11 protein-coding genes are annotated in these 10,717 nt (G+C 73.4%); all 11 read right to left on the reverse strand.

Annotated elements, in window-relative coordinates; all coding sequences use genetic code 11:
• Positions 1–5: 5 nt before the first annotated feature.
• Positions 6–794 (reverse strand): hypothetical protein, encoded by a 789-nt coding sequence (locus JQN72_RS02810; RefSeq protein ID WP_204133633.1) that lies wholly within the window; start codon positions 792–794, stop codon positions 6–8.
• An 82-nt stretch (positions 795–876) separates the two neighbouring features.
• The gene (locus tag JQN72_RS02815; protein WP_204133634.1) at positions 877–1,575 is read right to left on the reverse strand and encodes a substrate-binding domain-containing protein; all 699 of its coding nucleotides are present in this window, start codon (positions 1,573–1,575) and stop codon (positions 877–879) included.
• A gap of 421 nt (positions 1,576–1,996) precedes the next feature.
• Positions 1,997–3,019, reverse strand: coding sequence for an ABC transporter substrate-binding protein (locus JQN72_RS02820; RefSeq protein WP_204133635.1), 1,023 nt, complete (start codon positions 3,017–3,019; stop codon positions 1,997–1,999).
• A gap of 129 nt (positions 3,020–3,148) precedes the next feature.
• Positions 3,149–5,044 (reverse strand): FAD-dependent monooxygenase, encoded by a 1,896-nt coding sequence (locus tag JQN72_RS02825; protein ID WP_204133636.1) that lies wholly within the window; start codon positions 5,042–5,044, stop codon positions 3,149–3,151.
• A gap of 75 nt (positions 5,045–5,119) precedes the next feature.
• Entirely contained in the window at positions 5,120–5,950 is an 831-nt protein-coding gene (locus JQN72_RS02830) for a MarR family winged helix-turn-helix transcriptional regulator (protein ID WP_204133637.1), read from the reverse strand.
• A 38-nt stretch (positions 5,951–5,988) separates the two neighbouring features.
• A complete protein-coding gene (locus JQN72_RS02835) occupies positions 5,989–6,681 on the reverse strand; it encodes a substrate-binding domain-containing protein (protein ID WP_204133638.1) in 693 nt (230 codons plus the stop codon).
• Positions 6,674–7,459, reverse strand: coding sequence for a DUF1932 domain-containing protein (locus JQN72_RS02840; protein WP_204133639.1), 786 nt, complete (start codon positions 7,457–7,459; stop codon positions 6,674–6,676). Before JQN72_RS02840 ends, JQN72_RS02835 begins: the two co-directional genes overlap by 8 nt.
• Positions 7,460–7,461: 2 nt before the next feature.
• On the reverse strand, positions 7,462–8,088 hold the full coding sequence (locus tag JQN72_RS02845; RefSeq protein ID WP_204133640.1) for a GntR family transcriptional regulator: 627 nt from the start codon (positions 8,086–8,088) through the stop codon (positions 7,462–7,464).
• 26 nt (positions 8,089–8,114) lie between these two features.
• Positions 8,115–8,963: an ABC transporter ATP-binding protein gene (locus tag JQN72_RS02850; protein WP_204133641.1), complete on the reverse strand. Its 849-nt coding sequence runs from the start codon at positions 8,961–8,963 to the stop codon at positions 8,115–8,117.
• 1 nt (position 8,964) lies between these two features.
• Positions 8,965–9,750, reverse strand: coding sequence for an ABC transporter permease (locus JQN72_RS02855; RefSeq protein ID WP_204133642.1), 786 nt, complete (start codon positions 9,748–9,750; stop codon positions 8,965–8,967).
• On the reverse strand, positions 9,747–10,574 hold the full coding sequence (locus JQN72_RS02860) for an ABC transporter permease (RefSeq protein WP_204133643.1): 828 nt from the start codon (positions 10,572–10,574) through the stop codon (positions 9,747–9,749). Before JQN72_RS02860 ends, JQN72_RS02855 begins: the two co-directional genes overlap by 4 nt.
• Between the last annotated feature and the right edge of the window lie 143 nt (positions 10,575–10,717).

Here is a 10,717-nt window from a genome sequence, read left to right on the forward strand (position 1 = left end):
GCCCGCTACGGCAGCTCGACGTAGACCAGGGCGTCCTCCCCGCCGCGGCACTCGACCGGCCGGGTGTTCTCGCACTGCATCTCGTAGTCCTGGTCGGTCACCGACGAGTACGCGGTGATGCCGGCGGGTAGCTCGGGGGCGGCATCGCGCAGGGCTTCGGCGGTGGAGACCGCGAAGGGGCAGGAGGTGACGTCGTTGCCGCTCCACGCCACGGCCCCGCCCTCGACCTCCTCGCAGCGGGTCGCGCCCTCGGCCTTGACGACCTCCCGGGGCTCCCCGGACTCCGACGGCGACTCCTCCGGCGACGAGGACGGTGACTCCGGCGTGGACTCGTCGGGGGATGCGGTGGTCCCGGACGACGGCGCCGGGGTCCCGGTGGCGGCGACCTCCGGCTCGTCACCGCCGCCCGTGCCGAGGAACCAGACCACGCCGGCCAGCACGAGCGCGACGACGAGGATGACCACGAGGGCGCCCCAGAGCCCGCCGTCGCGGCGCCGGCGCGAGGGGGGAGCGTCCCTGGGAGGAGCCGCCGCTGCTGGTCCGGCATCGACCCACCCGCCGCGGGGGTCGGCCTCCCGGGGGTCGGACTCGAGGGGGAGGAACTCGTCGAGCATCATCGTCGGCTCGTGGTCCGCGGCGGAGGACCGCCAGGCGTCGTCCTCGGCCCGGGCGGCCCCGGGGGCGTACGCGGCGGTCGGCGCGAGGTCGGCGCCGCACGCGGGGCACGCAGGGTCGGACGGATGGACCGCAGCACCGCACACGGAGCACGTGACGGAGGTCGATCGGGCGCTCATCGACCCGACAGTAGCCAGCCGGAGGCCAACGAGGCGAGTTCGCGTCGGACGACCGGCCCTCGAAGGTGGTCGTCGAGGTCGTCTACCAGGCGGAGGCCTGGTGCATGCCGTGCTGTTCGATGTAGTCGGCGACCGCGGGCAGGGCGAGGAAGGTCAGCGCGTTCATCGCCGCGAACGGGTCGGGGGAGGTGCGCAGGGCGGCCCCGCTGAAGGTCGTCGTCACCGCCGCGTTGCCCGGGAGAGGTCCGACGACGCTCACCCCGGGCACGCCCGCGAGCTCGCTGCGCTGCTGGATGCCGACGTCCGCCTGGCCGGAGGCGACCAGACCGGCCACGGGGGAGCCGGTGGAGGTCTGGATGATGCGCTGGTTGAGCTCGGGGCCCAGGCCCCACATCTCGATGAGGGCCATCAGCGCCGCACCGCTCGGGCCCGTGGAGATGGCGATGGCGCGCGCCGCCAGGAGCAGCCGGATGAGGTCCTCCTCCGAGGCCAGCGGCGGCTTCGGGATGGACGCCGAGACGCCGACCACCACCGGTGACTCGAAGAGCGGACGGATCGACCCGGGGACGAGGAAGCCCTCCGCATCGAGCGCCGCGACGGTGTCCGCGGAGAGGACCACCAGGTCCGCCACCTCGGCGGCGCGGACCCGCCGGGCGATCTCGACATGGGCGTCCGACACCACCTCCAGCGCTGTGCCGACACGGCGCTCGAGCTCGAAGGACAGGTCCGCCAGTAGGCGCTCCGTCGCACGCGTGGTCATCCCGCGCAGTCCGGTGCTCATCGCTTTCTCCTGTGGGTCGTCGGTGCTTCAGGGGGTGGCCGCCGACATCCCGTCGATGCCGGAGTCGCCGCCGTCCCAGCGCCTCGATGAGCCGGTGACTTCCGTGTGGTCCGCCCCCGCGGAGAACGACACCGATGATGCGTCCCTGTCATGGGGGAACGAGACCGTTCCCTGCCGGACGACGGCTGGACACTTCTCGCCGGCCGTCGGTGCCCCGCGACGGTGCGCTGTCTCCGATGACAACGTTGTCAGGCACGGGCACGGAACACTCCCAACTGTACCTTCTTTTCCCCCGTGTCCCGACCATCGTGCTGGTCCGTCGAACCGGTCCCCGTCCCCCTTCCACCGCGCCCCTGGAGGGCCCGGACGTGCCGGTCCGCCCTGCTCCACGCCGAACGCGGGAGCAGGGCGGACCGGTGTCTCACGGAAGGAGCTGCGCCAGGTCGGCGTCGTTCTCGAACAGGCCGTCCTTCTTCCCGAGGTCGGAGAGGAGCTTGACCGAGTCGGAGTCGATCTGGGCCGACCACTGCGGCAGGACCACGGCCTGCTGCTGCTTCTCGTCCAGCTGGGTGTAGGTGGAGAGCACCGCGCGGACCTCGTCCTCGTGCGACTGGGCGTAGTCGAGGGAGGTGTTGATCGCGGTGCGGAACTTCTCGACCGTCTCGCCGTTCCCCTGCATGTAGCTCTGCGAGGTGAAGTACAGCGCGACCTGCATGCCCGGGTCGACGCCCGCGAGGTTGGAGCCGATGCTGCGCAGCTTCTCGCCCTTGGCGATCGTCAGGAAGGGCTCGACGACCTGGCCGGCGTCGATGTCGCCCTTGGCGACGGCCGGTGCCATCTCCGGGAAGGGCAGCTCGACATAGGTGATGCCCGCCGGGTCGCCGCCGTCCTTGCGGACGAGCTCGTTGATCGTCGTCGTCATGATGTTGTTGAGCGTGTTGACTCCGACCTTCTTGCCCGCGAGGTCCTTCGCGCTCTGGATGTCGCTGCCGTCCTTGACGACGATGCCGCCGAAGTCCGCGTTCGCGTCCTGGGCGGCCTGGTTGCCGGAGGCCACGACCTTGATCGGGAGACCCTTGTCCGTGGCGAGGAGCAGCGAGGTGGTGTTGCTGAAGCCGAACTGGTACTGGCTGCTCGCGACGCCGGGCACGATGGCCGCGCCGCCCTGGGCGAGCTCGAGCTGGACGTCGAGCCCCTGCTCCGAGAAGAAGCCCTTCTCGACGCCGAGGTAGATCGGTGCGACGTCGATGATCGGGATGACGCCGACCGTGACGGTCGTCGTCTCGCCGCCTGCTCCGTCGCTGGCGCTCGGCGAGCCGGAGGACCCGCCGAGGGATCCGTCGCTCGAGCCGCAGGCGGCCAGGACGAGCGCCGCGGTGGCGCCGACGGCGGCGAGCCCGGCGCGCCGGGAGAAGCGCGCGGAGGTGTTCAGGGACAAGGCCATTGGTGTTCCTCTCAAACCGTGAGCCGTAGGAGGGCGAAGCGATCCCAGTGTGGATTGTCGACAAAGTCGTGCACGGGGGTCCTAGGCATTGTTATCGGGTCGTGATCGTCGCGGGGGTTTCCCGGCGACCTACCCGACACTCACGAGGAAGCGTCCGAGGAAGGCGCGGAGCTCGTCGGCGGCGTCGAGGGGGAACACGTGTGCCACGTACTGGTCGGGGCGCACGAGGACGAGGCATCCCACGTTCCGGTCCACGCCCCGGAGCGTGAAGACGTCGGACGTGGGGTCCACGCCGAGCACCTTCTCGTAGTCGACCAGTCCGTAGCGGCCCTTGCGGGGGAGGAGGGCCGACGGCAGGTCTGCCGGGGTGAGGTCGTGGTGGCTCTGCTGGACGACCGCCCGGACGTCGACGACCGCGTCGGGGTCCTCGTCCGGGCGGGTGAAGCAGGCGACGGGCGAGCGCGCGGGGTCGGCGAGCGCGTCGCAGAACGCCCGGAGACGGGAGCCCGGTGAGCGCGGGTCATCCCGGTCGCCGAAGGCGTAGAGCCGCCAGCGTCCGTCGGCCTCGTGCACGTGGCCGAGCTGGAGCGGCTTGGCGTCCGACAGCCGGACCACGGGCGCGGAGTGGAACCGCTCGCCGATTCGTAGTCCCGTCGCGAGATGCTGCCAGGTGCTCTCGCCGGTCAGCGGGCCGGCGGGGTACCGGGTCGCGACGCCCGCGGTGTACCGGCCCTGGTCGGTGAAGTGCTGCTGGACGGTCGCCGGGTCGGGGGTGTCGCCGGGACGGGTCGTGAGCACGGCGGCCCACTCGCGGTCGAAGTCGATGAGGTACTGCGCCACCGCGTGACGTTCGGCCGAGTACGTGTGGAGCAGCTCCGGGCGCGCCCGGCCGCGCAGCACCGCGGCGAGCTTCCACCCGAGGTTGAAGCCGTCCTGCATCGAGACGTTCATCCCCTGTCCGGCCTTGGGACTGTGCGTGTGGCAGGCGTCGCCCGCGACGAAGACCCGGGGGAGCGGGGCGTCCGGGCCCTCGGTGCGGCCGTCGTCGAAGCGGTCGGTGAGCCGTTGGCCGATCTCGTAGACCGACCACCACACGACCTCCTTGACGTCGAGCTCGTGCGGCGCCAGGATCCGCCGGGCCCGCGCGACGACGTCCTCGGCGGTGATCCCGCGGCCCGCCACGCGCTCGCCGGGGGCCAGAGGGTCGAGCTCGACGTACATCCGCACGAGGTACCCGCCCTCGCGGGGGATGAGGAGCATGGTCCCCTCGTCGTCGGACTGGATGACGGCCTTGTAGCGGATGTCCGGGAAGTCCGTGACCGCGAGGACGTCCATGACGCCCCAGGCCTGGTCGGCGGAGTCCCCGTGCAGCTCATGGCCGATCGCGCGGCGCACCGTGCTGCGGGCGCCGTCGCACCCGACGACGTACCGTGCGCGCACCGTCAGCTCCTCGCCCTCCCGCTCCGGGTCGGTGCGCCGGAGCCGCACGGTCACCGGGTGGCTGCCGTGGTCCGCCACGTCGAGCCCGACGACCTCGAGCCCGTGGTCGGGCTCGAGCCGGGTGGGGGCCGCGCGCATCGCGTCGAGGAGGAAGTGCCCGATCCGGGCCTGGTTGAGGATCACGTGCGGGAACTCGGAGAGGTCGTCGGCGACGTCCTGGACGCGACCGCTGCGCACGATGCGGTCGGGCGCCTCCGGGTCGGGGCGCCAGAAGACGGTCTCGGTGACCTCGCACGCCTCGTGCAGCAGCCGGTGCGCGAACCCGAAGGCCTGGAAGAGCTCGACCGAGCGGCAGGCGACGCCGTCGGCGTGGCCGCGGTCGAGCGGGCCGGTCCGGCGCTCGACGACGCGGGTCGTGACGTCCGGGAAGCGGGCGAGCTGGGCGGCGAGGACGAGGCCGGCCGGCCCGCTGCCGACGACGAGCACGTCCACCTCGTCGGGCAGCGAAGCGGCGGCGCGCTCGGCGTCGGACGTCGGGGCGATGGCCGGGTCGCCGGAGTGGTAGCCGTCCAGGTAGGCCTGCATGCGTCCGTCCTCGGAAGGGGGTGGTGAATCGTCAGTGTACTGACTAAATGGCACGGTGGCCAGGTCTCGAGGGGATCACGCGGTCCGGGCGACGGCACGCAGCAGGTCGACGAACCTGCCGCGCTCCGCCTGCGGGAGCGGGGCGAGCACCGCGTCCTGCACCTCGAGGACGCGTGGGGTCCACGCGGGCACGGCGGCCAGCGCCTCCGGGGTCGGCACGAGGACCCGGCGGCGTCCGTCGGCGGGGTCCTGCTCGCGGACGAGCCACCCCCGTCGCTCGAGCCGGGCGACGAGGTCGGCCGTCGTCGACCTGTCCAGCGCCAGCCGCTCGCCGAGGTCGCGCTGGCCCAGCCCGGGCTCCTCGGTGAGGGTGCGCAGCACGGCGTACTGCGGCCCGGTGACGGACCGTCCGAGGGCGTCGGCGAACAGGGACGTGTGGACCTGCTGGGCCCGGCGGAGGAGGTGGCCGGGGACGGTCAGGGGTGCGTGGTCCGCCGCGGCACCCGTCCCGGCGACCCGTGCGACCGTGGCGAGGGCACCCACGAGCGCCTGCCGGTCGGCCCCGCCGAGCGGTGCGAGGAGCCCCTCCTGCACCACACGCACCCGCTCGTGCAGGCCCGGCAGGTCGGCACGTGCCGCGTCCGTGAGGGTCAGGGCGTCGCGGCGACCGTCCCGGGGGTGCGGGCCGCGGGCGAGCAGGCCACGGCCGGCGAGCCGACGCACCACCTGCGTGGTGGACGTACGGTCGAGCGACGCGAGCGCACCGACCCGGCGCTGGTCCGAGCCCGGCCAGGTCTCGAGCGCCGCGAGCACCGCGTACTGCGGCCCGGTGGGCTCGGCCCCGACCGCGTCGGCCCAGATCGCGGTGTGGTGCTGCTGTGCGCGGCGGAGCAGGTGCCCCGGCATCGCGGTGAGCACGGTACCGGGCAGAGGCTGCGCCGGCCTCACCCGGCGGGACGCATCCCGTGGGCGACGACGAGGTCACCGAGCTCGTCCGAGCAGATGAGCGCCAGGGCGCGGCGAGCGTCCTCGACGTGGTCCGAGGTGGCGAGCACCGCGCCGGCGAAGGTCGTGGTGGCGGCGGCCGACCCGGGGAGCGGCCCGACCACGTGCACCCCGTCGAGCCCCGCGAGCTCGCTCAGCTGCTGGACGCCGACGTCGGCCCGGCCGTCGGCGACGAGCGCGCCCACCGGCGTCCCGGGCTCCGCCTGGACGAACCGCTCGGCGACGTCGCCGTCGAGGCCGGACCGCTCCACCCAGCGGGTCAGTGCGTTGCCGCTCGGCCCCGTGGAGTACGCCACGGCCCGCGCACCGCGCAGGACGGCCCGGAGGTCGTCCTCGGTGTCCAGCCGCGGGGGTGACGCGTCGGCGCCGACCGCGAGCACGACCTGCGAGACCGCGAGCGGACGGACGGTGCCCGGCACGAGCCGGCCGTCGCTCCCGAGCGCGGCGAGGGCGCGCTCGGCGAGCACGACGAGGTCACCCGCGGCGCCCTCGCGGATCCGCCGCGCGACCTCGACACCACCGGCCGACTCGACCCGCAGCTCGACGCCGTGCCGGTCCGCGAGGGCATCGGCGAGGGCGTCGAGGAGTCCGGCCGGGGCCTTGGAGCACAGGACGCGCAGCACGTCACTCATGATCGGACTCCGGAGCGGCCAGCCGCGCGAGGACGGCGCGTGCGGCGTCGCTGAGGGGTGAGGGCACCCCGAGGCCGCGCACGACCTCGCCGGCCGCGGCCATCTCCGCTTCCCGCCGGACCGCGTGTCGCCTGCTGCCCTCGAGAAGGCGGGTGGCCGTGTCGCGGTCCATGGCCGCGAGCTCGTCGGCGACGTGCTCGAGCAGCCAGTCGCCGAGGCCGGCCGCACATGCCGCCTCGTGGGCCTCGACCACCGCGGCCCCCAGTCCCTTGTAGACGACACTGCGGAGCAGCTTGCGCCGCGCGGCGGCACCCGGACCGCCCGGGACGACCGTGACCGACCCGCCGAGGGAGGTGAGCGCGGCCGCGAACCGGTCCGCGCCCTCGCCCGAGACGAGCATCGGGGCCTGGAGTCCACGACCGGGGACGGGAGACATGATCGCGACGTCGGCGAAGGTCGCCCCCGCCGCGGCCGCTCGCTCCGCGAGGGCACACTTCAGACCGTCCGGGCCGGTGGAGAGGTCGGCGTAGAGCGTCCCGGGAGCGAGGCCCGCCGCCGCGTTCGCGAGGGCCGTCGGGGCGTCCTCGGCGGCGGTCACGGCGAGGACGAGCTCGCAGCCCTCGACCGCGGCGGCCTCGTCCGCCGCCGTCGTGACCCCGGGGAGCCGGGGTACCCGGGGGTCGTACCCGACGACGTCGGCTCCCGCCTCGACGAGGTCGGCCGCGACGAGCCCCCCGGCCTCGCCGAGCCCGAGCACGCCGACCCGCAAGGTGGCCACGGTCAGGGGTTCTCGCGCAGCGCCTCGATGACGCTCGCGATGTGCGCGCGCATCGCGGCCTCGGCGGCGTCGGGGTCGCGGGCGACGACGGCGGCGATGATGCGCTCGTGCTGCCCGAGGGACACCGAGGGACGCCCGGGACGGAGCGAGAGACGGAACTGGTGGCGCACGACCTGCCCGCGCAGCTCCTCGATGATCCGCTGGGCGGTGCCGTGACCGGCCATCTCTCGGATCTTGCCGTGCAGCCGGGCGTTGAGGTCGCTGTACCTCAGCGGCTCGCCGGCGCTGACGGCGACGCGCATCTGCTGCCCGATCTCCTCGAGCTCGGTGACGTCGGCGTCGGTGGCGAGCTCGGCGGCCCGGGCACACACCAGCCCCTCGACGACCATCCGGACCTGGGTGATCTCGACGGCCTCCGCGAGGGTGATCTCCCGGATCCGGGCGCCGCGGTTGTGCTGGAGCTCGACGAGCCCCTGCGCCGCGAGGTCGCGCAGGGCGGCACGCACGGTGAACCGGCTCGCGTCGAACTGCTCGCACAGCTCGGCCTCGACGAGCCGCTGGTTCGGCGCGTAGTCGCCCCGCAGGATCGCGGCACGCAGACCGTCGACGACGGTCGACTCGCTGTTCATCACGGGCCTCCTCCTCGACCGGGGGGTCAGTACCCGGCGGGGGCGTGGTCCGGGCGGTGCCCCTCCTTGGCCCTCTGGATCAGCTCGTAGACGTGGCCTCGGAGCTCGGCGAAGCGCGGCGCGGAGCGGGTCTCGAGCTGGTCGCGCTCGGCGGGGAGGTCGACCTCGACGTCCTCGAGGATGACAGTGGGGCGGTTCGACAGGACGAGGATGCGCTCGCCGAGGTAGACCGACTCGTCGATGTCGTGGGTGACGAAGAGGACCGTGACCCCGAGCCGCTTCCACAGGGCGCGCACGAGGTCCTCGAGCTCGGCCCGGGTCTGGGCGTCGACCGCCGCGAAGGGCTCGTCCATGATGAGGACCTGGGGCTCGTAGGCGACGGCCCGGGCGATGGCGACACGCTGCTGCATACCGCCGGAGAGCTGCCACGGGTGGGCGTCACCGGAGTCCGCGAGCCCGACGGCGTCGAGGGCCTCGGAGACGATCTGGTTGCGGTCCTCCTTGGGCACCCCACGCTCGATGAGCGGGCGCTCGACGTTCTGCCGGACGGTCATCCACGGGAACAGGCTGCGGCCGTACTCCTGGAAGACGACGGCCATGCCGCGCGGGGGCTCGGTGACGGTCTGGCCGTCGAGGACGATCTCGCCCTCGGTGACGTCGAGCAGACCCGCGATGCAGCGCAGCAGCGTCGTCTTGCCGGCTCCGGACGGGCCGACTATGCAGAGCAGCTGGCCGCGGGGCACGGAGAAGGTGAGGTCGCGGATGGCCTCGACCGACCGGCCCTGGCCGGTGTAGGTCTTCTGCAGCCCGCGGACGTCGAGGACGACGTCGTTGGCGCGTCGCTGGGCGCGGGTCTCGGGGGTGGTCTCGGTCATGTCAGGCTCCTCGGTTGGCGTCGCGGACGCCGCGGTACCAGGCGAGGGCGCGGGTCTCGACGAGACGGAAGATCACGGAAAGCAGCACGCCGAGGAGCCCGAGGACGATGATCCCCGTCCACATCTCCGGGATGGCGAAGCTGCGCTGGAACTGGACGATCGAGGCGCCGAGGCCCCGGTTGGCGCCGAAGAGCTCGGAGATCACCATGAGGATGACGCCGATGGAGAGTGCCTGCCGGGCGCCGGCGGCGATCTGGGGGCTGGCTCCGCGCAGGACGACGTGGACGAGCGTGGAGCGGGTGCTCAGGTGGTAGACCTTCGCGGTGTCGACGAGGACCTCGTCGACCGCCCGCACGCCCTCGACGGTGTTGAGGAGGATCGGCCAGAGGCAGCCGATGACGATCGTGACGATCTTCGACGTCGAGCCGGTGTATCCGGCGAACAGCGCGATGACGGGCACGAGCACGGGGGGCGGGATGGCCCGGAAGAACTCCAGGGTCGGCTCCGCGAAGGCACGGACGCGGCGGTAGAGACCGATCGGGATGCCGAGCGCGACGCCGAGGGCGAGCGCGAGCAGGTAGCCGATGAGGAGCCGCGCGATGCTCGGCAGCACGTCGGTGGTGATCCGCTCGCCGAACCAGGTGTCGGGGAACGCGGCGAGGATGTCGCTGAGCGGGGGCCAGAAGAAGCTCTCGCTGCCGGCGCTGGCCACCCACCAGAGGGTGAAGAGGACGAGCGGCAGCGCGACGGCATAGCCGATCCGGGCCAGGGGGTTCGTGGTGCTCATGCGGCGTCCCTCCGGACACTCGGGTGCCAGCGCAGGACACGTCGCTCGACCGTGCGGGCGAGGAGGTTCACTCCCACCCCGACGAGACCGACCGCGATGACGAGGGCGTAGGTCTCGGGCACCGCACCCGAGGACTGGGCGAGCGCGATCGCCTGGCCGAGCCCGGGGACGCCGATGACGAGCTCGGCGGTGATCTCGAGGATCAGCGCCACGGCGGCGGCGAGCCGGAAGCCGGTGACGACGTACGGCAGCGCGGTGGGCCAGACGACGTTGCGTCCGACGGACAGGAACGAGAAGCGGTAGGACCGGGCGGTGTCGCGGGCGACGGGGTCGACGTCGGCCACGCCGTACAGCACCTGGACGAGCACCTGCCAGGTCGCCGCGTAGACGACGAGGACGAGGGCCGAGGGCGGGCGGTTGCCGAACAGCAGGACGACGAGCGGGATGAGCGCCACGGACGGGATGGGCCGCAGGAACTCGATGGTCGACGCCGTGAGGTCGCGGAGCACCTGGAAGCTGCCGATGAGGAGCCCCAGGGCGATGCCGATCGCCATGGCGATGGCGAGCCCGAAGGCCCAGCCGCGGAGGGTGAGCCCGAGCAGTGTCCAGAAGTCCGGGTCGCCGAGGATCCGGAAGAACGAGCCGAGGATGGTGCTCGTCGGCGGTAGGTAGTTCGCGTTGACCAGCCCCGCGCGGGAGACGAGCTCGACGAACGCCATGACGAAGAACAGGCCGGCGAGGCCGAGGCCGATGTCGCCGAGCGGGAGCCGGCGGGCGAGGCCGACCGCGGGGGATGGCTCCGCGGTGCCGGTGGGGGTGGTCATGGACCGCTCCTCGGGGTGGTGGTGGGTACGAACTCAGAGAATGTCACGCCGTGGGGCCGTGGGGGCCCGGGGGGGGGGCGGCCCGGGGGGGGGGGGGGGGGGGGGCGGGGGGGGGGGCGGCGCGGGGGGGGGGGGGGGGGGGG

This window comes from Phycicoccus sp. CSK15P-2 (assembly GCF_016888005.1).
Lineage (GTDB): Bacteria > Actinomycetota > Actinomycetes > Actinomycetales > Dermatophilaceae > Phycicoccus.

Coding starts and splice junctions, on each gene's coding strand:
- JQN72_RS02810 (WP_204133633.1), bottom strand. CDS start 794: ATGAGCGCCCGATCGACCTCCGTCACGTGCTCCGTGTGCGGTGCTGCG.
- JQN72_RS02855 (WP_204133642.1), bottom strand. CDS start 9,750: ATGAGCACCACGAACCCCCTGGCCCGGATCGGCTATGCCGTCGCGCTG.
- JQN72_RS02860 (WP_204133643.1), bottom strand. CDS start 10,574: ATGACCACCCCCACCGGCACCGCGGAGCCATCCCCCGCGGTCGGCCTC.
- JQN72_RS02825 (WP_204133636.1), bottom strand. CDS start 5,044: ATGCAGGCCTACCTGGACGGCTACCACTCCGGCGACCCGGCCATCGCC.
- JQN72_RS02815 (WP_204133634.1), bottom strand. CDS start 1,575: ATGAGCACCGGACTGCGCGGGATGACCACGCGTGCGACGGAGCGCCTA.
- JQN72_RS02820 (WP_204133635.1), bottom strand. CDS start 3,019: ATGGCCTTGTCCCTGAACACCTCCGCGCGCTTCTCCCGGCGCGCCGGG.
- JQN72_RS02830 (WP_204133637.1), bottom strand. CDS start 5,950: ATGCCGGGGCACCTGCTCCGCCGCGCACAGCAGCACCACACCGCGATC.
- JQN72_RS02850 (WP_204133641.1), bottom strand. CDS start 8,963: ATGACCGAGACCACCCCCGAGACCCGCGCCCAGCGACGCGCCAACGAC.
- JQN72_RS02835 (WP_204133638.1), bottom strand. CDS start 6,681: ATGAGTGACGTGCTGCGCGTCCTGTGCTCCAAGGCCCCGGCCGGACTC.
- JQN72_RS02845 (WP_204133640.1), bottom strand. CDS start 8,088: ATGAACAGCGAGTCGACCGTCGTCGACGGTCTGCGTGCCGCGATCCTG.